This is a genomic window from Paenibacillus sp. LS1, from assembly GCF_026013365.1.
Classification (GTDB): domain Bacteria; phylum Bacillota; class Bacilli; order Paenibacillales; family Paenibacillaceae; genus Paenibacillus.
In genome coordinates, this window is sequence record NZ_JAPDOE010000011.1 from 12,633 (window position 1) to 35,640 (window position 23,008).

Annotated in this window: 18 protein-coding genes; 16 read left to right on the top strand and 2 right to left on the bottom strand. The window is 47.8% G+C overall.

Annotation, left to right across the window (positions count from 1 at the left end; all coding sequences use genetic code 11):
- Positions 1-149 precede the first annotated feature (149 nt).
- The 12 genes from purS (at position 150) to OM416_RS25865 (ending at position 15,195) form a co-directional block, all read left to right on the top strand.
- Positions 150-395, top strand: coding sequence for a phosphoribosylformylglycinamidine synthase subunit PurS (purS, locus tag OM416_RS25810; RefSeq protein WP_017690695.1), 246 nt, complete (start codon positions 150-152; stop codon positions 393-395).
- A gap of 4 nt (positions 396-399) precedes the next feature.
- Entirely contained in the window at positions 400-1,089 is a 690-nt protein-coding gene (gene purQ / locus OM416_RS25815) for a phosphoribosylformylglycinamidine synthase subunit PurQ (RefSeq protein WP_264934288.1), read from the top strand.
- Positions 1,067-3,310: a phosphoribosylformylglycinamidine synthase subunit PurL gene (gene purL, locus OM416_RS25820; RefSeq protein WP_264934289.1), complete on the top strand. Its 2,244-nt coding sequence runs from the start codon at positions 1,067-1,069 to the stop codon at positions 3,308-3,310. Before purQ ends, purL begins: the two co-directional genes overlap by 23 nt.
- A complete protein-coding gene (gene purF / locus OM416_RS25825; RefSeq protein WP_264934290.1) occupies positions 3,295-4,773 on the top strand; it encodes an amidophosphoribosyltransferase in 1,479 nt (492 codons plus the stop codon). The genes purL and purF overlap by 16 nt, the downstream gene beginning before the upstream one ends.
- 288 nt (positions 4,774-5,061) lie before the next feature.
- The gene (gene purM, locus OM416_RS25830; RefSeq protein ID WP_264934291.1) at positions 5,062-6,102 is read left to right on the top strand and encodes a phosphoribosylformylglycinamidine cyclo-ligase; all 1,041 of its coding nucleotides are present in this window, start codon (positions 5,062-5,064) and stop codon (positions 6,100-6,102) included.
- Complete coding sequence (purN, locus tag OM416_RS25835) at positions 6,102-6,719, top strand: phosphoribosylglycinamide formyltransferase (protein ID WP_264934292.1); 618 nt, start codon at positions 6,102-6,104, stop codon at positions 6,717-6,719. Before purM ends, purN begins: the two co-directional genes overlap by 1 nt.
- Positions 6,720-7,013: 294 nt before the next feature.
- The gene (gene purH, locus OM416_RS25840; protein ID WP_091019800.1) at positions 7,014-8,561 is read left to right on the top strand and encodes a bifunctional phosphoribosylaminoimidazolecarboxamide formyltransferase/IMP cyclohydrolase; all 1,548 of its coding nucleotides are present in this window, start codon (positions 7,014-7,016) and stop codon (positions 8,559-8,561) included.
- A gap of 128 nt (positions 8,562-8,689) precedes the next feature.
- The gene (gene purD, locus OM416_RS25845) at positions 8,690-9,955 is read left to right on the top strand and encodes a phosphoribosylamine--glycine ligase (protein ID WP_264934293.1); all 1,266 of its coding nucleotides are present in this window, start codon (positions 8,690-8,692) and stop codon (positions 9,953-9,955) included.
- A 717-nt stretch (positions 9,956-10,672) separates the two neighbouring features.
- On the top strand, positions 10,673-12,010 hold the full coding sequence (locus OM416_RS25850; RefSeq protein WP_264934294.1) for a hemolysin family protein: 1,338 nt from the start codon (positions 10,673-10,675) through the stop codon (positions 12,008-12,010).
- Positions 12,011-12,293: 283 nt separating this feature from the next.
- Positions 12,294-13,376 carry a hemolysin family protein gene (locus OM416_RS25855; protein WP_264934295.1) on the top strand — a complete coding sequence of 361 codons (1,083 nt, stop codon included), beginning with the start codon at positions 12,294-12,296 and terminating at the stop codon, positions 13,374-13,376.
- Between the two features lie 248 nt (positions 13,377-13,624).
- Complete coding sequence (locus tag OM416_RS25860; RefSeq protein ID WP_062836218.1) at positions 13,625-14,575, top strand: ring-cleaving dioxygenase; 951 nt, start codon at positions 13,625-13,627, stop codon at positions 14,573-14,575.
- Between the two features lie 14 nt (positions 14,576-14,589).
- Positions 14,590-15,195 carry an alpha/beta hydrolase gene (locus OM416_RS25865; RefSeq protein WP_264934492.1) on the top strand — a complete coding sequence of 202 codons (606 nt, stop codon included), beginning with the start codon at positions 14,590-14,592 and terminating at the stop codon, positions 15,193-15,195.
- Between the two features lie 103 nt (positions 15,196-15,298).
- On the opposite strand, the gene OM416_RS25870 is transcribed toward OM416_RS25865, so the two are convergent.
- The gene (locus OM416_RS25870) at positions 15,299-15,982 is read right to left on the bottom strand and encodes a copper amine oxidase N-terminal domain-containing protein (RefSeq protein ID WP_264934296.1); all 684 of its coding nucleotides are present in this window, start codon (positions 15,980-15,982) and stop codon (positions 15,299-15,301) included.
- A 246-nt stretch (positions 15,983-16,228) separates the two neighbouring features.
- Here OM416_RS25870 and OM416_RS25875 point away from each other — a divergent pair, with 246 nt between their 5' ends.
- From OM416_RS25875 to OM416_RS25890, 4 genes are all read left to right on the top strand, one after another.
- A complete protein-coding gene (locus OM416_RS25875) occupies positions 16,229-18,520 on the top strand; it encodes a beta-glucosidase family protein (protein ID WP_264934297.1) in 2,292 nt (763 codons plus the stop codon).
- A gap of 359 nt (positions 18,521-18,879) precedes the next feature.
- Positions 18,880-19,770, top strand: a complete 891-nt coding sequence (locus OM416_RS25880) for an alpha/beta fold hydrolase (RefSeq protein ID WP_264934298.1) — start codon at positions 18,880-18,882, stop codon at positions 19,768-19,770.
- A 63-nt stretch (positions 19,771-19,833) separates the two neighbouring features.
- A complete protein-coding gene (gene ilvA / locus OM416_RS25885) occupies positions 19,834-21,126 on the top strand; it encodes a threonine ammonia-lyase IlvA (RefSeq protein WP_062836221.1) in 1,293 nt (430 codons plus the stop codon).
- Positions 21,127-21,140: 14 nt separating this feature from the next.
- On the top strand, positions 21,141-21,728 hold the full coding sequence (locus OM416_RS25890; RefSeq protein ID WP_264934299.1) for a GNAT family N-acetyltransferase: 588 nt from the start codon (positions 21,141-21,143) through the stop codon (positions 21,726-21,728).
- A gap of 155 nt (positions 21,729-21,883) precedes the next feature.
- Here OM416_RS25890 and OM416_RS25895 read toward each other — a convergent pair whose 3' ends face one another.
- Positions 21,884-22,852 carry a hypothetical protein gene (locus tag OM416_RS25895; protein WP_264934300.1) on the bottom strand — a complete coding sequence of 323 codons (969 nt, stop codon included), beginning with the start codon at positions 22,850-22,852 and terminating at the stop codon, positions 21,884-21,886.
- Positions 22,853-23,008: the final 156 nt, after the last annotated feature.

The following is a 23,008-nucleotide window of genomic DNA, read 5'->3' on the forward strand; positions in this document are numbered from 1 at the left end:
TTTGACCGCACAGCGGGCCAAAACAATCAAAAAACCTGGGGACAACAAGCGATCGGAAAGAACAATCCGCCCCGGAGCAAGCTCCACACCCCATTTTTAACAGCATAAAGCATTTATCCCGTTCATTACTGAGGAGGAACATAAGGATCATGATCAAAGCAACCGTATATGTCACTATTAAGCAAAGCGTACTCGACCCGCAAGGCGTAGCTGTTCAAGGAGCCCTGCATTCCATGGGATTCAACGAAGTGGAAAGTGTACGGATCGGTAAAGTCATGGAATTGAACCTGGATACAACAGATCGTGCGGAAGCGGAGAAACGACTGAAAGTCATGTGTGAGAAGCTGCTGGCCAACACCGTTGTTGAAGATTACCGCTACGAATTGGAGGGTTAATCTCATGAAATTTGCAGTTCTTGTGTTCCCTGGCTCCAACTGCGACATCGACTGTTACAAGGCAGTAGAAGATGCGATTGGACAAGAGGTTGATTATGTATGGCACACGGCTACAGATCTTTCGGCTTATGATTGTATTTTAGTTCCAGGTGGTTTCTCTTATGGTGACTACCTGCGCTGCGGAGCGATTTCCCGCTTTGCACCGGTAATGCACGAGGTAGCGAAAGCTGCTGAACAAGGTAAATATATTTTGGGTATTTGCAACGGATTCCAGATCCTGACCGAAGCAGGATTGCTTCCAGGTGCATTGATCCGTAACACTTCCCTGAAATTCCGTTGTCACGATACGGTATTGAAAGTGGCGAATGCAGATACGCCATTTACACGTGACTATGCACCCGGCGAAGAGATTATTATCCCGATTGCTCACGGTGAAGGCAATTATTATTGCGACGAGAAGACGCTCGCGAGTCTGCAAGCGAACAACCAGATCGTATTCACGTATGGCAACAACCCGAACGGTTCCCTGGGTGATATCGCGGGAGTCTGTAACGAGGGTGGGAACGTGGTCGGCATGATGCCGCATCCAGAGCGTGCAGTGGACTCACTGCTAGGTTCGGAAGACGGCAAACGTATGTTTACATCTATTTTGAAAGCATGGAGGGATCGGCATGACGCAGCAGCTATCCGCTAAGGAACCGACAGCAGAACAGGTCGCAGAACATAAACTTTACGCACAAATGGGCGTATCTGACAGCGAGTATGCGCTGATCTGTGAGTTCATGGGGCGCAAGCCAAACTACACCGAAATTGGTGTGTTCAGTGTAATGTGGTCCGAGCACTGTGCTTATAAAAACTCCAAGCCATTGCTGCGCCGTTTCCCAACCACTGGACCACGTGTCCTGATGGGACCTGGTGAAGGTGCCGGTATCGTGGATATCGGTGATAACCAGGCCGTGGTATTCAAAATTGAAAGCCATAACCATCCTTCCGCAGTTGAGCCTTATCAAGGTGCGGCAACAGGTGTGGGCGGCATTATCCGTGATATTTTCTCCATGGGTGCAAGACCGGTAGCAATACTGAACTCCCTTCGTTTCGGCAAGCTGGAGAGCGATCGCGTTAAATATTTGTTCGAACATGTTGTATCGGGTATTGCCGGATACGGTAACTGTATCGGTATTCCTACCGTTGGTGGCGAAGTGATGTTTGATGAGAGCTACGAAGGCAATCCGCTGGTTAACGCCATGTGTGTGGGTCTGATTGATCATGACAAGATCCAGCGCGGTGTAGCTAAAGGTGTAGGTAACCCGGTTTACTATGTGGGCCCGCCAACAGGCCGTGACGGTATTCATGGAGCAACCTTTGCATCGGTTGAACTGACGGAAGAATCCGAGTCCCAACGGACAGCCGTTCAGGTCGGTGACCCGTTTATGGAGAAACTCGTGATGGAATCTTGTCTGGAATTGATCGACACGGGCATCGTGCTCGGAATTCAGGATATGGGTGCTGCGGGTCTGACATGTTCGAGTGCAGAGATGGCAAGTAAAGCGGGTAATGGTCTGGAATTGTATCTGGATCAGGTACCACAGCGTGAAGAAGGCATGACGCCTTACGAGATGATGTTGTCTGAGTCCCAGGAACGGATGTTGTTCGTGGTTGAGCCGAAGGATGAGGCGCAGGCGATGGAAATCTTTGAACGTTGGGGCGTAATCTGTGCCAAAGTCGGTAAAGTAACGGATGACGGTCGTCTGAAATTGATCCACCATGGCGAAGTGGTTGGAGATATGCCAGTAACGGCATTAGTTGACGAATGTCCAGTGTATGACAAGCCTTCTTCTGTACCTGCATATTACGAGCAAAGTGCTTCCATCGACACGCTTCGTTACGACGAAGTGTCGGATCTCGGCGGAGCGCTGAAACAAGTGCTGGCTTCACCAACAGTAGCAAGTAAAAAATGGATTTATGACCAATACGACTACATGGTGCGTACAAGCACTGCCGTTCGTCCAGGTTCGGATGCAGCCGTAGTTACGATTCGTGGCACACGCAAAGGTCTCGCGATGACAACGGACTGTAATGGACGTTATGTGTACCTTGATCCTGAAGTTGGTGGACGGATTGCCGTAAGTGAAGCAGCGCGTAACATTGTATGTTCCGGTGCTGAGCCGCTGGCGATTACGGACAACCTGAACTTCGGTAACCCGGAGAAACCGGATATTTTCTGGCAAATGGAGAAAGCAGTAGACGGTATGGCAGAAGCTTGCCGTGTGCTGGATACGCCGGTCATCGGTGGTAACGTAAGTTTGTACAACGAAAACGCCAAAGGCTCCATCTATCCAACGCCAGTTGTCGGTATGGTAGGTCTCGTTCATGATACGGATCATATCACGACACAAGCATTCAAGTCCGAAGGTGATGTTATCATCCTCCTCGGTGAAACAAAAGCTGAACTGGGCGGCAGTGAGTTGCAATACGCGGTTCATGGTCAGACGGAAGGTCGTCCACCAGAGCTGAATTTGCAAACGGAAAAAGCGTTGCTCAGCACGGTGTTGGAAGCAATTCAATCCGGTCTTGTTCGCTCTGCACATGACTTGTCTGAAGGCGGCTTGGCTGTTGCACTCGCAGAGTCTTGTATCAGTGGTAACGTAGGAGCACAGGTGAATGTGGAGACTGCATTGCGTGCAGATCACGCCCTATTCAGTGAGAGCCAATCCCGTATCTTGTTGTCGGCTACGCCAGAGCAAGCGGGTAAACTTGAAGCATTTGTACGTGAGCGTGGTGTACCTGTAGCTGTGATTGGACGTGTAGAAGGAAGTAACCTGACGATTGAATTGAACGGAACATCAGCCGTGAGCGAACCTGTAGGAGGTTTGGCTCAGGTCTGGGAGGATGCGATTCCATGTCTCATGAACTGACGACAGGACCGTTGTGGACAGGCGATTATTATAATGAAGGGTCCGGCAAGGAAGGACTCGACAAATTGAAAGAAGAATGCGGTGTGTTCGGGGTGTTCAGACACCCTGACGCGGCTTCGCTCTCCTATTATGGACTGCATGCGCTGCAACATCGGGGCGAAGAAAGTGCAGGCATGTGTGTGAGTGATGGCACTCAGTTTAACTATCATCGCGGCATGGGTCTGGTGAAGGAAGTGTTCACCAAAGACCTGATGCAGACGTTGACCGGGGATATCTCCATTGGACATGTCCGGTATTCAACAAGTGGTGACAGTAAACTGACGAACGCACAGCCATTGGTATTCAAATACCGTGATGGCGATTTGGCAGTAGCAACCAACGGAAACATTGTGAATGCACCAACGATCCGGCGCGAGCTGGAGCAGAGCGGTTCCATTTTCCAAACAACAAGTGATACCGAGGTTATTGCGCATCTAATTGCGCGATCCTCCAAAGGGCTTGTGGAAGCGGCAAAAGAGGCATTCCAGCGCATTGTGGGCGGTTATGCGTTTCTGATCATGACCAATGACAAGCTGCTCGTGGCTTCCGATCCACACGGACTTCGTCCGCTCACGATGGGTAAGCTGGGAGATGCGTATCTGTTTGCATCCGAGACGTGTGCACTGGAAACGATCGGCGCAGAGTTGATTCGTGATATCGAGCCGGGTGAATTGCTTGTGCTGGATGCAGATGGTCTGCACGAGGATCGCTTTGATCACCACAAACACCGCAAGGCATTATGCGCGATGGAATATATATATTTTGCTCGTCCGGATAGTGATATGAATGGTACAAACCAGCATGCGGCCCGTAAACGGATGGGAAGCCGGATGGCGATTGAGTCGTTTGTGGATGCGGACTTGGTTACGGGGGTACCAGATTCCAGCATCTCGGCAGCAATTGGATACGCTGAACAGACAGGTATTCCGTATGAGATGGGTATGATCAAGAATAAATACACCGGACGTACGTTTATCCAGCCAAGCCAGGAATTGCGGGAGCAAGGCGTGAAGATGAAGCTGAGCGCTGTGCGTCGCGTTGTGGAAGGCAAACGTGTGGTTATGATTGACGACTCCATCGTACGGGGAACAACCTCCCGTCGGATCGTGAACATGCTGCGTGATGCAGGAGCAACCGAAGTCCATGTGCGCATTACATCACCACCTTTCAAAAATCCGTGTTTCTACGGTATTGATACGCCTGACAGCCGTGAATTAATTGCTTCACAGTTGTCGGTGGAAGAAATTTGCCGTGAAATTAATGCGGACTCCCTGGAGTTCCTCAGTCCCGATGGACTGATTGCATCGATTCAGGGAGATAATCAGGATGACCCTAAAGGCGGACTATGTCTCGCATGTTTTGATCATGATTACCCAACCCGCCTCGACTTTGGTGGCGAAGAAAAATTCGGCTGTAGCTGTTAGTTGTAAAGCCCCGCTTTGCGGAGCAACAGGGGCTAGGCAGCCAAGCGAAGCAGCTGCCCAGCGGGCTTGCCCGCAGCGTAGCTGAGCGGGGTTCGCCGACACATGGGTTGCAGCCAACGGAATCGGCGAACAATCCCGCGTATCACGCACGAATCAACCATAGCAAGATCACACCAGCCACCTCTGCACCGCTTTTTTGGCGGGTGTCCAGAGGGCCTGCCAAGGTCCTATGGGGTCCTCCCGGGCGGGAGGATTTAGGTGGGGCGAAAAAAAAGGAGATGATTCCACTTGTCTGAAGCATATAAAAAGGCCGGCGTCGATATCGCGGCAGGTAATGAAGCGGTTGAACGGATGAAAAAACACGTGAAGCGTACCTTCCGTCCGGAAGTGATGACGGATCTGGGTGGATTCGGTGCCCTGTTCGGTTTGAACAAAGATAAATACGATGAGCCGGTGCTTGTATCCGGTACAGACGGCGTAGGCACCAAGCTGAAAATTGCATTTGCCATGGACCGTCACGATACCATCGGAATCGACGCGGTAGCGATGTGTGTGAATGACATTGTGGTACAGGGTGCAGAACCACTCTTCTTCCTTGACTATCTGGCATGTGACAAAGTCATTCCTGAGAAAATCGAAGCTATTGTTTCGGGCATCGCTGAAGGTTGTCATCAGTCTGGCTGTGCGCTGATCGGTGGCGAAACGGCGGAGATGCCGGGCATGTACAGTGAAGGCGAATACGATATTGCCGGATTCACGGTGGGCATCGTGGACAAAGCGAAGATCATCAATGGTACAACCATCGCCCCTGGCGATACAGTGATTGGACTTGCGTCCAGCGGTGTGCATAGTAACGGATTCTCGCTGGTACGCAGACTTTTGTTGGAAGATGCGGTACTTGATCTGCATGATGAAGTAGCGGAACTTGGCGGTAAGCTGGGTGATTCCCTGCTGGAACCTACGAAGATTTATGTTAAACCTCTGTTATCTTTGCTGGAAAAGGTAAAAGTAAAAGGCATGGCTCACATTACAGGTGGCGGTTTCATCGAGAATATCCCACGTATGTTGCCGAGCAACGTGAATGTGGATATTGACTACGGCTCTTGGCCGATCCTGCCGATCTTCAACCTGTTACAGGAAAAGGGGGCTGTCTCGAACCGCGACATGTTCACCACATTTAACATGGGTGTGGGGCTTGTACTGGTCGTTAATGAAGCAGATGCAACGGAAGCGCTACAACAACTGAAAGCATCTGGTGAAGAAGCGTACATCATTGGCCGTGTTACTGAAGGAGATGCGCGAGTAACCTTCACGGGAGCGGATGTTTAATGGCGAACTACCGCATAGCTGTATTTGCCTCGGGTGAAGGGTCCAACTTTCAGTCATTGGTCGATGCAGTACGAAACGGTGGGCTGGATGCATCCGTAGATCTGCTCGTATGTGATAAACCGTCTGCACGCGTTGTGCAGCGGGCACAGGACGCAGGCGTGGACTGTCACCTGTTTACTCCGAAAAATTATGCTTCACGTGAAGCCTATGAGGCAGAGATCGTGGAAGTGCTTGAATCCAAAAAGATCGACTTGGTCGTTCTTGCGGGATACATGAGATTGCTGACTTCTGTTGTGGTGGATCGTTACGCGGGGCGGTTGATTAATATTCATCCGTCCTTGCTACCGGCATTTGCAGGTAAAAACGCGATTGGACAGGCTCTCGAATACGGTGTGAAAGTTACGGGTGTGACCGTGCATTTTGTGGACGGAGGCATGGATACCGGACCGATTATTGCCCAGCATCCCGTTCCCATCTTGCCAGGAGATACTTCTGATTCAATCAGCCGTTCCATTCATGCTGCCGAGCAGCAGCTCTACCCTGAAGTGGTATCTTGGTTCGCTCAAGGTCTGGTTCAATTAGACGGACGTCAAGTCACAGTACAGAAAACGGTTTGATATAAGTTGAAATTTTTTTACACATTAACGGAGAGGACAGAAAAAACCTGAAAAAGCAAAGCGTTCGCCTTTATCACCGGATTTTCCCTTTAAGAAAAGGGAATCAAAAAATCTGGGGATAACAGCGATTAGAAGGTTGTTCTGTCATCGGAGTGTCCCGTGTAAACATCTTAGTTCCACTTATATAACAGAAGTCGAATATTGGTACGCATTTTGTGATATTTCTCGGGAAATAAATCGGCTGTGTTTCGTCATGAAACGCGAAGCCATGGGACATTAAAGGAGGAGCATATTGTGAGTATCAAAAGAGCGCTGGTTAGCGTATCGGATAAAACGGGCATCGTGGACTTTTGCCGCGAGCTGTCGCAAATGGGTGTGGAGATTATTTCGACAGGAGGTACAAGCAGCCTATTGTCGAAGGAAGGCGTACCTGTCATCGGAATCTCGGATGTGACCGGATTTCCGGAAATCATGGACGGGCGTGTCAAAACATTGCATCCGGCAGTTCATAGTGGGTTGTTGGCTGTACGTGATAACGAAGAGCACACACGCCAGATGGAAGAACTCGGTCTTGGCTATATCGATCTGGTTGTTGTGAACCTGTATCCATTCCAAGAGACTATTGCTAAACCGGACGTGGCATACGAAGATGCCATCGAGAACATCGATATTGGTGGTCCAACGATGCTTCGCTCGGCAGCCAAAAACCATGCCTTTGTCAGTGTCGTTGTAGACGCATCTGATTACAGCCAAGTGCTGGAGGAAGTGCGCAACGATGGAGATACCACTCTCGAAACTCGCAAACGGCTTGCGGCAAAAGTGTTCCGTCATACGGCGGCTTACGATGCACTCATTTCCGACTACCTGTCCAACGTAAATGGCGATCCGTTGCCAGAGCGTCTGACGGTTACTTACGAAAAACTCCAGGATTTGCGTTACGGCGAAAATCCACACCAACAGGCGGCATTCTACCGCAAACCGCTGGCTGCTCAAGATACGTTGACAACAGCAGAGCAATTGCATGGCAAAGAGTTGTCTTATAATAACATCAATGATGCGAACGCAGCATTGCAGATTGTCAAAGAGTTTGAAGAACCGGCCGTTGTCGCGGTTAAACATATGAATCCATGTGGCGTGGGTATTGGCGCAAGTATCTATGAAGCTTACAGCAAAGCATATGCTGCAGATCCAACATCTATCTTTGGTGGCATTGTGGCAGCAAACCGCATAATCGATAGCGATACAGCAGGCAAATTGAGCGAGATTTTCCTGGAAATCGTACTTGCTCCTGACTTTACACAAGAAGCTCTCGATATCCTGACGAAGAAGAAAAACATTCGTTTGCTCAAAACGGGTGAGTTGAATGCTGCTCGTAAACGGGAAAGCCAATTCGTAGTAACGTCCATCGACGGCGGTATGATCGTGCAACAGTCCGATGTTCACTCCATTGAAGCGAGCGAGCTGAACGTGGTAACCGATCGTGCGCCATCGGAAGAAGAACTGAAACAGCTCTTGTTTGGCTGGAAAGTAGTTAAACACGTGAAATCAAATGCGATTGTACTTGCTGCGAATGATATGACCGTAGGTGTGGGCGCTGGACAGATGAATCGTGTAGGTGCAGCCAAAATTGCGATTGAGCAAGCGGGCGAGCAAGCAAAAGGTGCTATTCTGGCATCAGATGCATTCTTCCCAATGGGTGATACGCTGGAACTGGCAGCAAAAGCCGGAATTACAGCAGTGATTCAACCGGGTGGTTCGATCAAAGACGAAGAATCCATCAAAGTAGCAAATGAATACGGAATTGCCATGGTCTTCACAGGCGTTCGTCACTTCAAACACTAGAACGAAAAAGGTTTAATAAGGGGTGTCGCCTGTCATGTTAATGACTTATGGTACACCCCCTATTTTTTAGTTTTTTCAACACGCAATAGCGTAACAAATTCAGTTATGCACGGAGGGGAACAGAACGAATGGATATTCTGGTAGTAGGCGGCGGTGGCCGGGAACATGCAATCATCTGGGCGCTGGCGAAGAGTCCAAAGGTAGACAAGATTCACTGTGCACCGGGAAATGCAGGCATTGCTCAGTTGGCTGAGTGTCATGCCATTGCGGTAAATGAATTCGATAAACTAAGAGCTCTTGCTGTAGAGCTTAAAGTGGGTTTAGTGGTTATTGGTCCGGATGATCCGCTCGCGGATGGGATCGTGGATGCATTTGATTCGACAGGTATTCCGGTATTCGGACCTCGTCGCAATGCAGCAGAGATCGAAGGAAGTAAAACGTTCATGAAGGATCTGCTGCACAAATACAATATTCCAACCGCAGCCTATGAGAAATTCGATAGTTACGAACAGGCTCAAGCATACCTGAATGAACAAGCAATTCCGGTTGTTATCAAGGCAGATGGACTGGCAGCGGGCAAAGGTGTGACAGTAGCTTATTCCCGTGATGAGGCTGATCAGGCTCTGCGCAACATCATGGTGGAGAAGGTATTTGGTGAAGCGGGAGCCAAAGTCATCATCGAGGAATTCCTCGCAGGACAGGAAATGTCGATTCTGGCTTTTGTCGATGGGGAGACGGTTCGTCCGATGGCGGCAGCACAGGATCACAAGCCTGTATTCGACAATGATCAGGGGCCAAACACAGGCGGTATGGGTACATACTCACCATTGCCACATATCCCAGCATCGATTATTGAAGAAGCTGTGGAGACGATCATCAAACCAACGGCTAAAGCGATGGTATCCGAGGGACGTCCGTTCCAGGGTGTATTGTTTGCCGGGCTGATGATATCGCCGGATGGCAAACCCAAAACCATTGAGTTCAATGCACGTTTCGGTGATCCGGAAACACAGGTTGTTTTGCCACGTCTGAAGAGCGACTTGTTTGATATCTTCTGGGCAACTGTTCATGGCAAACTGGCGGACATTGAGATTGAATGGAGCGATGAAGCCGCGGTATGTGTAGTGCTTGCTTCAGGAGGTTATCCTGGGCCTTATGCCAAAGGTGTAGTCATTGAAGGACTGGACCAAGTAGATGACGCCGTGGTATTTCACGCAGGTACAGCGCGTAGTGAAGTGGGAGACTGGGTTACGAATGGTGGACGAATCCTGGGCGTAGTTGGCCTTGGTGCGGATATTGCCGAAGCCAGAAACAAAGCCTATGCACAGGCGGAACGTATCCGATTTGATGGTAAACATCAGCGGACAGACATTGCTGCCAAAGCACTGGTATAGAATGAATACAAGAGCCCGTAACGATGTGTACCGGAAAGGTATTTGCATCCTGCGGGCTCTTTACTGCGTATATAGATGTATCTTGTGTAAACGGCCGAACTTGTCCATACGAGAAAGCCATGGGAAAGACGCAAACTAGGAGTAGATCAAGATGATCACGCATGTTTAACGCCCTAAACTAAAGGGTAGTATTTTTATAAATTGGACTATACTAAACATGTGAAGATTATCACATTATAAGGTAATACCAAACATATTATATAAAGTAACTAACATACATAAAGACTAATTTGTGAACATTATACTGTAACCTTGTTCCAAACCATAACGTGCAACTGGATGGTTGAGCGGGAAACATGGTATACTTTTCGGAAACAGGAATGAGTACGAGGGGAGGTGGATATCTATTGGGTAGGCGATATTGTAAATTGTCCAAATGGCGAATCTAGGTGGAGTTAAGCGAGGAACAATTGACAGCATGAGGGGTAACCCGATTTGAATGAAGAAGTTTCTGCAAGTCATTGACTTCATCTTGAATTCCTGTTTTGTAATTTTACAAGGTCAAACGTAAGACTTATACAAAAGATATCATTGAAATCGATTTTATATAAGGCAGACGTCGTGTTGAAAGAATAACAGTTGATGAATGGTTAACCTAGTTAACGGATCACGCTGTAACTATCTCTGGAGGTGAATCCCTGAGAACCGGGGAAATCATTGGACATAATTACCATATTGAATATCGCTTTACTTATTATCTTGATTGCATTGACTGCATTTTTCGTAGCATCAGAGTTTGCTGTAGTCAAAATTCGTACATCAAGAGTGGATCAACTGGTTGCCGAGGGCAATAAAAAGGCTGTACTAGCCAAAAAAGTTGTCTCGGACCTGGATTATTATCTGTCAGCCTGTCAGCTCGGTATTACGGTCACTGCACTAGGACTGGGAGCGCTCGGAAAACCGACGGTTGAGAGATTGTTATATCCGGTATTCGATTACCTGAATGTATCACCTTCAATCTCCTCGATTGCTTCCTATGCGATCGCCTTTATCCTCGTCACGTTCTTGCACGTGGTTGTTGGTGAGATGGCACCCAAAACGCTGGCGATTCAATTTTCAGAAAAACTGACATTAATGCTTGCCCCATCGCTATACTGGTTTGGTAAAATCATGTATCCGTTCATCTGGGCGCTTAATGGAACCTCACGTGTTCTTCTGCGAGGATTCGGTGTGAAGCCTGCCAAACATGATCAAGCTTACTCGGAAGACGAAATCAAAATCATCATGAACCAGAGCTACGAAGGTGACGAGAACAACAAGACCAAGCTTTCATATCTGGAAAATGTATTTGTGTTCGACGAACGTGATGCCAAAGACATCATGGTACCACGTACGGAACTGGTGACATTAAATCAGGATATGACCTATGACGATATTATTCCTATATTGGATGAACATAACTATTCACGTTACCCTGTCATCGAGGATGGGGACAAGGACCGCATTATCGGCGTCGTGAATGTGAAAAAGATTTTGCCTGACATGGTAGCCGCAAGATCGTATCAACTGAGCGAGTTCGTTCGCGAGATCCCATTCGTGTCCGAAGTTACATCTATCCAGGATGCAATGATTAAAATGCAGCAGGAACGTGTACACATGGCCGTAGTTGTGGATGAATACGGCGGTACTTCGGGAATCATTACGATGGAGGATATCCTGGAGGAACTGGTCGGTGAGATTCGCGATGAATTCGATGCCGATGAGGTGGCTGATATTCAGGAGACCGGAGAGAATCAATATCTCATTAATGGCCGGGTACTTTTGGATGAAGTGGAGCGGCAGTTCGGGCTTAGCTTTGAAGGTAATGAAGAGATGGACACCGTTGCGGGATGGATTCAATACCAGAAGGGCGTAGGTGTGGAAAAAGGCGACACGGTAGAACACGGTGATTATGTCTGGACCGTTGTGGATACCGAAAATTATCACATCAAACAAGTTCTTCTGGAACGGGTAAACGGCGCGCAGGTTGAGGAAGCGACTAGCGATCTGGCATGATCTTGGTTGGTTCGATCATGACTGTAATCTAGGGTTTGATTGCCTATCTGGCTACTGCCCTCAGAATTAAAGCGTTTTGGCAACGTAACTGTGTAGGGGACGGAATCGATTCTGAAGAAGCGCAGCGTTCGCGTTTGCAAACCAATTTTATACCTTTGAAAACAACAATCAGGGAAATTTGGAGGCAATGGCGATCGGAAGAACGAGCCGTCACCGGAACGTCACTCGTGCAACCTTATTTTAAATTTTAATGGAGGTGAATCCCTCAGGTTGAGGGAAATCATTGGACGGAATAATAGCCTTGAATTTATTTTTAGTAGCCGTATTTATCGGCCTGACAGCCTTTTTCGTTGGAGCTGAATTTGCAATTCTTAAAGTACGGATGTCCCGAATCGATCAATTGATCTCGGAAGGCAACAAAAAGGCAGTACTGGCCAAAAAAGTGGCGCACAACCTGGATTATTATTTGTCTGCATGTCAATTGGGGATTACCATCACGGCGCTGGTATTGGGAGCCTTGGGTGAACCTACCGTTGAGAAAATGTTACACCCGCTGTTTGAGCGCATGGAAGTGCCGGCGGCGTTGTCTACCGTGCTTTCCTACGGTATTGCTCTGGCGATCATTACGTTCCTGCACGTGGTTATCGGTGAATTGGCACCGAAAACACTGGCGATCCAGTTTGCAGAGAGAATGACGCTGTTGCTGGCACCACCACTGTACTGGTTCGGTAAAATCATGAATCCGTTCATCTATGCATTGAATGGAGCTGCTCGTCTGTTGCTTGGCATATTTGGTGTAAAACCTGCCGGGCATGATACCGTTCACTCGGAAGAAGAGCTGAAGCTGATTATGGCACAGAGCTATGAGAGTGGCGAGATCAACCAGACGGAACTGGACTATCTCAAAAATATTTTTGCTTTTGATGAGCGTCTGCTTCAGGAGATTATGATTCCACGAGATAAAATCGTTACGCTGAATAAAGAAATGCCGCTTGATCAGATCATTGAGATGCTGAATCGACACGAATACACGAGATACCCTGTTATTGCAAATGGGGATCAGGCTCATTTTGTTGGCTTTATTAATACGAAAGAAATGCTGACAAGTGTGGCTGCGGGCCGCGCCTTCAATATGGAGACATTTGTGCATAATACGCCGAGTTTCTCCGAGAAATCTCCAATCAAAGACGTGTTGATTCAGATGCAGCAAAGCCGTGTACACATTGCAACCGTGAAAAACGAAGCAGGTGCTACGGTAGGTATGGTTACAATGGAGGATATCCTTGAAGAGATTGTGGGCGATATCAAGGATGAATACGAGCACAAAGATTTGGTGAATCCACCAAAAAGAATGAAATTGGTGTAAGAAGCATTGGTACAAAATTAAGACAGGATTAGCGAAGCGACGTAATCGTAACGAGCAGGCTCCCGATGTGATCGGGGCCTGTTTTTTTGCTGTGGAATCTTAATTTTGAAATAAAAGCTTGCATAATGTAGTCCAATGGATTAATATAAATTTAAAGAATCTTAATTTAAAGATAAATAATAAAAACGAAATAAATAAAAGAAGCAAAATCAACTTATGATACTACTAAAACCAAGGGAGTGGAGAGTATGTTCAGAACTTCAGGAATTCATCATATTACAGCTTTTGTAGACGATGCGCAGAAAAACGTTGATTTTTACGCAGGTGTGTTGGCGCTCAGACTGGTGAAAAAAACTATTAACTTTGATGCACCAGACGTGTATCACTTGTATTACGGAAACGAGCAGGGTGCACCGGGCACAATTATCACCTTTTTCCCACAGCAGAATTCAAGAAGAGGTGTCATTGGTTCAGGTCAGACTGGAGTTACCGTATATGCGGTTCCTGTGGGCAGCCTGCCATTCTGGAAAGAACGTCTTGCTTCCTTCGATATTCCATATGAAAATAAAACGAGATTCGGTGAGCAATATATTCGTTTCTTCGACAAAGGTGGTCTGCTGCTTGAACTGGTTGAGCGCGAAGGTGGTCAGCCAAGCAAATGGTCTTTCAACGGTGTAACACCAGAGCATGCCATCAAAGGATTCGGCGGTGCCGTATTGTTCAGTCATGTTCCTGAGAAAACCATGGACGTATTGGTGAGTAAACTGGGTCTGGAGCAGGTTGGCGAAGAGGACGGACTCCTTCGTCTTCAGGCAAGCGGCGATATCGGTCAGATCATCGATATTCAGTCTACAGGTATTCAACGCGGGATTGGCGGAGCCGGAACGGTTCACCATATTGCATGGCGTGCAAAAGATTATGTAGAGCATGAACAAATTCAGCAGGATCTTGAACAATCCGGATATCATCCAACGCCAGTCATTGACCGTCAATACTTCAACGCTGTGTATTTCCGGGAGCCGGGAGGCATACTGTTCGAATTGGCTACGGATCCTCCGGGATTTGCACGGGATGAACCAGCAGAGAGCATGGGCGAGAAACTGATGTTGCCTGAATGGTATGAGCCACAGCGTGAGCAGATTGAACAATTGTTGCCACGAATTGAAGTACGTGAATGGAAAGGGGAGTCCAAATCATGACCACAACCAATACAATGAAACACATCTATAAAGCAGGTGCTCAGCCGAATGCGCCAACAATCTTGTTGCTTCACGGTACAGGAGGAACCGAGAACGATCTGATCGGTCTGGCGGAGATGATCGCACCAGGGGCGGGCATTCTTGGGGTGCGGGGGAATGTATCGGAGAACGGGATGCCCCGGTTCTTCCGTCGCCTGGCCGAAGGTGTTTTTGACGAAGAAGATCTGATTGCTCGTACAGCGGAGTTGGGATCTTTTGTAGATGCAGCTGCAGTGGAATACGGTTTCGATCGATCCAATGTGTATGCACTGGGCTATTCTAACGGTGCCAACATTGCGGCAAGCCTTATCTTCCATCAAGCGGATGTATTCAAAGGTGCGATTCTGCATCACCCGATGGTACCGTTGCGCGGACTGGAATTGCCGGATCTGAAAGGTCTGCCTGTGTTCATTGGTGCGGGCGAGAACGATCCGATTGTACCCAGACGTGAAACGGAGGAACTTGCTTCGCTGCTCAGCGGTGCAGGTGCCGATGTAAACATGCATTGGGAGCGTCAGGGTCATCAGTTGACTCGCACCGAGGCAGAAGCCGCGGCATCTTGGTATAAGACACAGGCGTAATACGGGTTTGTAAGACATGACTACGTACATGTTAAATTATTTTAATGTCTTAATCATAAAACAACGTCACTTAAATGAGTGACGTTGTTTTCAAAGTATTAAATTACTTTAGGTCCCCAGTAAGAAAAATGGAACTATCTGTACCAGTAACTTTCAGAGTATCAGCTTCAATAGTCAGCTTTTTGGCTGCTCCAATATCAAATGAAGCAGTTTGAATTTTATCGGAGGAACCGAAAATGATTTCTTTAAGCAGCACATCACCATCTAAAATTCTAACACTAATATCTGTCTTTACATCAACTGGGAATACTGAAACTTCAAGTTTTTGATATTTTCCTTCTGTATGTATATTGAATTCTTTATCAGCACTATTAATTTGCTTCATAATAACTCCAGAGATATAATCTTTTTCTTGTTGAACAGTAAATTGCTTATCTTTCGTTACATAGGAACTATAATCAGTTACAATTTTTTCAGATGTAATAGGTGTTGTATCTGATTTCTCACCAAGCGTAAGAGTTTGGCTACTGCCGTTATAATCTACCGCTACGCCAAGTGCTTCGCCTACTGAACGAACAGGTAGGTATGTCGTATTGTTATATGTAATTGCAGCTAATTTCTTACCATTTTGATCTACCGGGCTCCATGCTTTACCTGAAATGTTGTAATTGATTCCCCAGTTCAGATTCGCCGTGATTTTCTCCAAGATCGGTGCAGCTCCCGCGCCGATAGCCATACCTCCAAGAAGTGTAAAGCTAGATAACGCAATAATTAACTTTTTATTCACAATTTCTTCCTCCTAAAGTAAATATATGATTTCATTGTAATTATATTACTTCTGGCATGGTATGACAATGATTTTAATAGTCTAAAAGTATTAGATATGTGAGTTGTCAGTAATATAGTCCTACAATCTAAACGACTGGTGTTATGTAACCGTTACTAACCGGGTAAACATTTGAATGTGTGGTAGATAACCTTGTATGCTTAGTGATATAGCTATGCATCAACATCATGAACTGGAGGGGTTAATGTGGAACGTAACATCAAAGAACTGGTACAGCGGATGACACTGGAAGAAAAAGCGGGTATGTGCTCGGGACTGGACTTTTGGCATCTGAAAGGGGTGGAGCGTCTTGGCATTCCATCCATCATGGTGACGGACGGACCTCATGGGCTACGCAAGCAGGATGGGAGTGCAGATCATCTGGGTCTAACGTCGAGCGTGCCTGCAACCTGTTTCCCATCTGCGGCAGGATTGGCTAGTTCATGGGACAAGGAGCTGGCGCGTCAGGTAGGGGTTGCTTTGGGTGAGGAATGTCAGGCCGAAGATGTAGCGGTACTGCTTGGGCCGGGTGTGAACATTAAACGTTCCCCGCTGGGCGGGCGTAATTTTGAATACTTTTCCGAAGATCCGTTGTTATCTACGCAGATGGCTACCGGTCATATTCAAGGTGTGCAGAGTCAGGGTGTGGGTACGTCTCTCAAACACTTTGCAGTCAATAATCAGGAAGAGCGGCGCATGTCGATTGATGCGGTGGTAGATGAACGGACGTTGCGCGAGATTTATCTGGCGAGCTTCGAAGGTGCGGTGAAGGATGGACAGCCGTGGACGGTGATGTGTTCCTACAACAAGGTGAACGGTACGTATGCAGGTGAGAATGAATGGTTGCTTACGGATATCCTGAAAGACGAATGGGGTCACGAAGGTCTTGTGGTATCAGACTGGGGTGCGGTCAATGAACGTGCAGACGCCCTTGCAGCAGGACTGGAACTGGAGATGCCAACAAGCGGTGGAATCGGTGAGCGTAAAGTGATTGATGCCGTAGAGAGCGGACAACTGCCGCTGGACAAGCTGGATCGAGCAGTGGAGCGTCTGCTTAAGCTGATCTTCAATGCCGTTGATCAAAAGCAAGAAGGGGCTACATATAACAAGGATGAGCATCACCAACTTGCGCGCAAGGTAGCAGCCGAGAGTATGGTTTTGTTGAAAAATGAAGAAGGTCTCCTGCCGCTGGGCCGTGAAGGCGAAGTGGCGTTAATCGGAGCATTTGCGCGTAAACCCCGCTTCCAGGGCGGCGGCAGTTCCCACATTAATCCGACCAAAGTGGATGATATTGTGGAAGAAATGACACAGGTGGCTGGCGAAGGTGTAACCTTCTCCTATGCTCCGGGTTATCGGATTGAAGCGGATGATGTGGATGAAACGTTAATGCATGAGGCTGTTCAGGCCGCACAGTCAGCGGATACCGCCGTGGTGTTCGTTGGATTGCCGGATCGTTATGAATCCGAAGGGTATGATCGTGCGCATCTGCGTCTGCCTGACAATCATATTCGGTTGATCGAAGAGATTGCGAAGGTTCAATCACGTGTGGTCGTAGTTCTAAGCAACGGATCTCCAGTGGAGATGCCTTGGCTGCCCCAAGTACAAGCGGTGCTTGAAGCCTATCTTGGTGGACAGGCCGTTGGTGGAGCGATAGCTGATCTGTTGTATGGAGAGGTGAATCCATCCGGTAAACTGGCAGAGACATTCCCTGCCAAGCTCAGCCATAATCCATCTTATCTGAATTTCCCGGGCGAAGGAGACCGTGTCGATTACCGGGAAGGCATCTTTGTTGGTTATCGCTATTATGATAAAAAAGAGCTGGAGCCACTGTTCCCCTTTGGCTATGGACTGAGTTACACGACATTTGAATATGCTGACCTGAAGGTAGATCGCACAGAACTGACGGATCAGGATGAGGTGAATGTGCAAGTTAGGGTCACCAATACCGGTGACAGAGCGGGCAAGGAGATTGTACAGTTGTATGTCAGCGACGTAGAGAGCACAGTTATCCGTCCGGTCAAAGAACTGAAAGCTTTTGCCAAGGTGGCTCTGGAACCTGGAAAATCCGAAGTGGTGAGCTTTACACTAAACAAGCGTTCATTTGCCTATTACAACGTAGATATGAAGGACTGGCACGTGGAGACCGGAAAGTTCGAGATTCAGGTAGGCAGTTCCTCACGGGACATTCATGTGCACACAAGTGTGAATGTAGAGTCTACAGCGACATTCCTTCCAACCTATACGCGTAATAGTACATTGGGTGATATCCAGCGTGATCCGGCCCATAAACAGCTGCTGGAACAGGCATTGCAGCAATTCCAGGAAGCCAGTGGGTTCGGCGGTGCTGATGGTGGTGATCACGCGGATATGATGGATGCGATGATGAAATATATGCCGCTGCGTGCACTTGTTGCGTTTAGCGGTGGGGCCATGACGGAAGAAGCGATGAATGAGCTTCTGGAGCAGCTGAACAAAAAGGACCATGGTATTCGAGGATAAGGGTCGGTACCCTTAAACCGAGATTTGTCCATCCTTGGATTTAACGATTGTGCAATCCGTGCAGGAACTGCGCACGAAGCAACAAGAAGGTGTATGTGATGGCCAGCCGCATAGTGGCTGGGACAGTTACCCGATCCGATCATGGATCGGGTTTTCTTTTTGCATAAGGAAAAAGGAGGGTTAAAGAAACGGTGGGATAGGGAGGATCCTTGCAACGTGACAGCGGTGACAGGACTGCTGTAACTTGATGAAGCAATATGGTTGTCGTATAGCATGGATTATTCTATAATGAAGTAATTGATAATCATTTTCAATTAGATTCGGTGAAAGATGACTATGCTTGTAATCAGGAGGGGAATATGAATCCTAACCCTAGCTCTCATACGTTTGGTTCAAGTGCGTTTGTTCAGACCCGCGATGGTCGCAAACTACATTATATGTCTAGGGGAACAGGGGAACTGACGGTTGTATTTGAATCCGGTATGGGTGCTTCCAGATCCAACTGGGGACTGGTAGCACCAGCCATTGCTGAGCATGCACGTGCAGTCGTGTATGATAGGGCAGGGGCGGGACGAAGTGATGTTGACTCGGCTCCCCGCAGCCTTGAACGCATCGCAGGAGATTTTGGGGAACTGCTGACAGCTTTGGGGTCAGGCCCATTCATTCTGGTTGGACACAGCTGGGGAGGTCCGATTGTACGGGCTGCGGCAGCTGCACATCTATCTCGATTACGTGGCATTATTCTGGTAGATCCATCAGACGAGCATTGCGAAATGTATTTTTCCAAGCTTACTAAAAAGAGTTTTGCCCTTAACGGTTTCCTCATTCCAATCATGGCGCGTACGGGCTTATATAAGTTGCTCGGCAGCAAAGCTGGAAGCATTCAGCCTGACGATGTGTCAGCGGATCACGTCAAGGAAGATTTCACTGTACGGGCAGCCAGCACGATGCTTGCGGAAGGCAAAACATTTCTGGATGACATGGCAGGGCTGCTAGAACATCCTCCGGCTCTGGGTGATCTGGAAGTCAGTGTGATCTCGGGTACGAAACCGAGCAAAGGGGAGGGGAAAATCAGGCCGGCCCTCATCACGGCGCATCGCCAGACGGTGAGCCAGCTGTCCAATGCGAGATGGATTGGGGCAGATCAATCCGGTCATATGGTTATGTTTACAGACCCACAGGTTATTATTGATGAAATTATACGAATGATAAATGATGTGAGCTCAGGCGCAAGAACAGATCAAAAGTGATACAATACAAAGAAAAGCAGTGCGCGACATTGCTAGACCATAAAAGCGGAGTGTGGAGACAATATGAAACCAGTTGAACAAGAACCAACGGGAACCACAAGTCCCGGTCGTGCCAGTGTTGGCATGGAAGATATCGTGCGCGCACATCATGTGCTGCGTGAGGTCATTGTAAGAACGCCGTTACAGCGGGATGCTGTATTGTCGGCCAAATATAACTGTAATGTGTATCTAAAAAGGGAAGACCTTCAAGTGGTGCGCTCGTTCAAAATTCGGGGTGCCTATAATATGATTCGCAGTCTGACACCAGCCGAGATGGAGAAGGGTATTGTCTGTGCAAGTGCGGGCAACCATGCTCAGGGTGTCGCATTTAGCTGTAATGCGCTCGGAATTAACGGCAAGATCTTCATGCCGAGTACAACGCCGAACCAGAAGGTGAAGCAGGTACGACGCTTTGGCGGCAGCAACGTTGAAGTGGTGCTGATCGGGGATACGTATGACGATGCTTATGCAGAAGCGATGCGTGCATGTGACGAACAGGGCATGACGTTCATCCATCCTTTTGATCAACCGAAGATTATTGCAGGTAATGGTACGGTAGCGATGGAAATCATGGAAAGTCTCGATGAGAATGCCGACTATGTGTTCGTTACGATTGGTGGCGGTGGGTTGGCAGCTGGCGTGGGAACCTATATGAAGACCGTGAGTCCGGAGACACGCATCATCGGTGTTGAGCCACTTGGGGCAGCTTCCATGAGTGAGGCGATGTTCCGTAAACAGGTTGTTACGCTGGATGATATTGATAAATTCGTGGATGGCGCAGCGGTGAAACGGGTTGGTGATCTGACCTTTGAGATCTGCAGCAGTGCACTGGATGACATTGTGAAAGTGCCAGAAGGCAAAGCCTGCACAACCATTCTGGAGCTATATAATGAAAATGCGATCGTTGTCGAGCCTGCCGGTTCCTTGGCTGTTGCGGCGCTTGAGCAGTATCGTGAACAAATTGTGGGCAAGACGGTGGTCTGCGTTATTAGCGGTGGGAACAACGATATCGACCGGATGCAGGAGATCAAGGAACGTTCCCTGATCTATGAAGGTCTGAAGTATTATTTCATGGTTAATTTCCCGCAGCGTGCAGGAGCTTTACGTGAATTCCTGGAGGAAGTTCTAGGGAAGAATGATGATATCACGCGATTTGAATATACGAAAAAGCATGATAAGGAAAATGGCCCTGCCTTGGTGGGGATCGAGCTGATGTACAAGGAAGATTACCAACCACTCATTGAACGTATGAACCGCAAAGGTATCGCCTATACCGAGCTGAACAAAAATCTCAATCTGTTCAACATGTTAATCTGATGAATCATTCCAGTATGCAATCAGATCACCAAGAAACATCTCCTCTGATCAGACCTGCGCGCATAGAAGATGCAGATCGGGTCATTCCGTTACTGTATCAGGCGATAGGGGATATTGCCTATGCGCTTGCGGGTGAGGCGGATCATGAGAAGGCGATGCAGATTTTGCAGGAGTTCTATGTGCAGGAAGACAACCGGATTAGCTATCGTCATGTAACAGTGATGGAGCAGGATGGGCTAATCGCAGGAATTCTAGTAGCCTATGATGGCGGTGAAGCAGATCTTCTTGATCAGCCGATTCTTAATCGTCCTGGACGAAATCAGGATGAGAAGTATACTTTGGTCAAAGAAACCCGTCCTGGTGAGTATTATCTGGATACTCTCTCGGTAAGTGAAGCTTATCAGGGGCAGGGCATCGGCCGTGCACTGATGGCTGCTTTTGAGGAGCAGGGCAGAGAACTGGGTCACTCACAAGTATCCCTGATTGTAGAACGGGACAACGGCCGTGCGCTAATGCTGTACGAACGGCAGGGATATGTCAAAGACGATGTGATTGTCATCGCAGGACATGAGTATAATCATATGGTCAAACCGATTCAGTAGAACAGGGAGCTGACGGGTTAAGACAGTTTTTGGACTATAGAAACAAGAAGAAACCGCCACAGGGAGAATCTGTGGCGGTTTTTGTCGTGGTTTTCTGTTGGAATTGAGCCCGAGTTTTGGCTTGGCCCGGATATTAACTATGGGAACGGATTAACTCAATAATTCGCATAATCGCTGACTGGGACGTTCTGCTCCAACCATTTCTCGACAGCAGTCGTTTTCTCGAATTTGGCTTCGGTGACGATATCCATGAACTTTTCAAGTTTCGTCAGGAAGGCACTGTCTTCAGATGAGTTGCGTTGTAAGACAGCTTTGTAACCTTTCTGGGCATTGGCAGTCATTTTATTCGTTTCATAGTCAAATAGAGGCGTGTTGTTCAGGCCATAAAACGTATACAAGGTATAGTTATTCATCAGGTTGTTCACTTGTTTTACCCGATTGGACTTCGGATATTCGTTCAGGAATCGTTCCTGATTTAAAGCTCGATTAAGTATCTCCTGATAGCCAATGACCAGTGCACCATCATCTGCGGCAAGGTTACTGGTTTCGACCGCCATGATATTGATGTATTGTTTGATGTCTGGTTTCACGTACGAGATATATTTCTGAAAAGCCATATAATTCATTATGGGATAGAGGGAGCCTTCCAACATGACGAGGCGGTAGCCGCTGTCACGGGCTTCTTTTAACAGTGCACGCAGATCGGAGTCATGGGTACGCTCCATGAGTTTGGTGAAACTATCATTCCACTTGTAGGCCTTGATCATTTTGTCTTGAACATTAGGCACCAATAGACGGTCCGTCATGGCTGTTAACGCCTTGTTGCGGGCATTCTCCAGCTGTAAGACCATTAGGGTTGCATGATGAGTGGTGACTTGATTGATATGAGATTCGAGATAAGCATCCGCGGCAGGCAAGCCGTTCTTTTTGTAGAGCATGGACTGAAATGTTTTATATATGGTTGTTGAACTGGCAGTCGTGACTTTGGTATCTGTACTGGAAGATGCGGCAGCAGCGACTCCGGATAATGGAGCTACGGCCGTTTGGAGCAACATGAGGATGGCGGTAGCCGTAATGAAGGTGCGCATGCCTTTACGTTTTGCAGATTGAAACGATGATGTCATAGATATGAACCTCCCGTAGTTAAGAAAATGATAGGCGTTGTTCACTAGTCACTATACATTAACCCAATTGGGGCAGGATGTGGTTGCGGAATGGTGACAAATTCTTCTGTTATTTTTAACTTTTGGAGGGTGGAAGATAGAGGAAGATTTCTGCGA

Bases quoted from the DNA above. Each gene is read 5' to 3' on its own strand.
- OM416_RS25860 (WP_062836218.1), top strand. From the start codon at position 13,625: ATGTTCAGAACTTCAGGAATTCATCATATTACAGCTTTTGTAGACGAT.
- OM416_RS25865 (WP_264934492.1), top strand. From the start codon at position 14,590: ATGAAACACATCTATAAAGCAGGTGCTCAGCCGAATGCGCCAACAATC.
- purL (WP_264934289.1), top strand. From the start codon at position 1,067: ATGACGCAGCAGCTATCCGCTAAGGAACCGACAGCAGAACAGGTCGCA.
- purQ (WP_264934288.1), top strand. From the start codon at position 400: ATGAAATTTGCAGTTCTTGTGTTCCCTGGCTCCAACTGCGACATCGAC.
- OM416_RS25880 (WP_264934298.1), top strand. From the start codon at position 18,880: ATGAATCCTAACCCTAGCTCTCATACGTTTGGTTCAAGTGCGTTTGTT.
- ilvA (WP_062836221.1), top strand. From the start codon at position 19,834: ATGAAACCAGTTGAACAAGAACCAACGGGAACCACAAGTCCCGGTCGT.
- OM416_RS25890 (WP_264934299.1), top strand. From the start codon at position 21,141: ATGCAATCAGATCACCAAGAAACATCTCCTCTGATCAGACCTGCGCGC.
- purN (WP_264934292.1), top strand. From the start codon at position 6,102: ATGGCGAACTACCGCATAGCTGTATTTGCCTCGGGTGAAGGGTCCAAC.
- purS (WP_017690695.1), top strand. From the start codon at position 150: ATGATCAAAGCAACCGTATATGTCACTATTAAGCAAAGCGTACTCGAC.
- purD (WP_264934293.1), top strand. From the start codon at position 8,690: ATGGATATTCTGGTAGTAGGCGGCGGTGGCCGGGAACATGCAATCATC.
- OM416_RS25895 (WP_264934300.1), bottom strand. From the start codon at position 22,852: ATGACATCATCGTTTCAATCTGCAAAACGTAAAGGCATGCGCACCTTC.
- purF (WP_264934290.1), top strand. From the start codon at position 3,295: ATGTCTCATGAACTGACGACAGGACCGTTGTGGACAGGCGATTATTAT.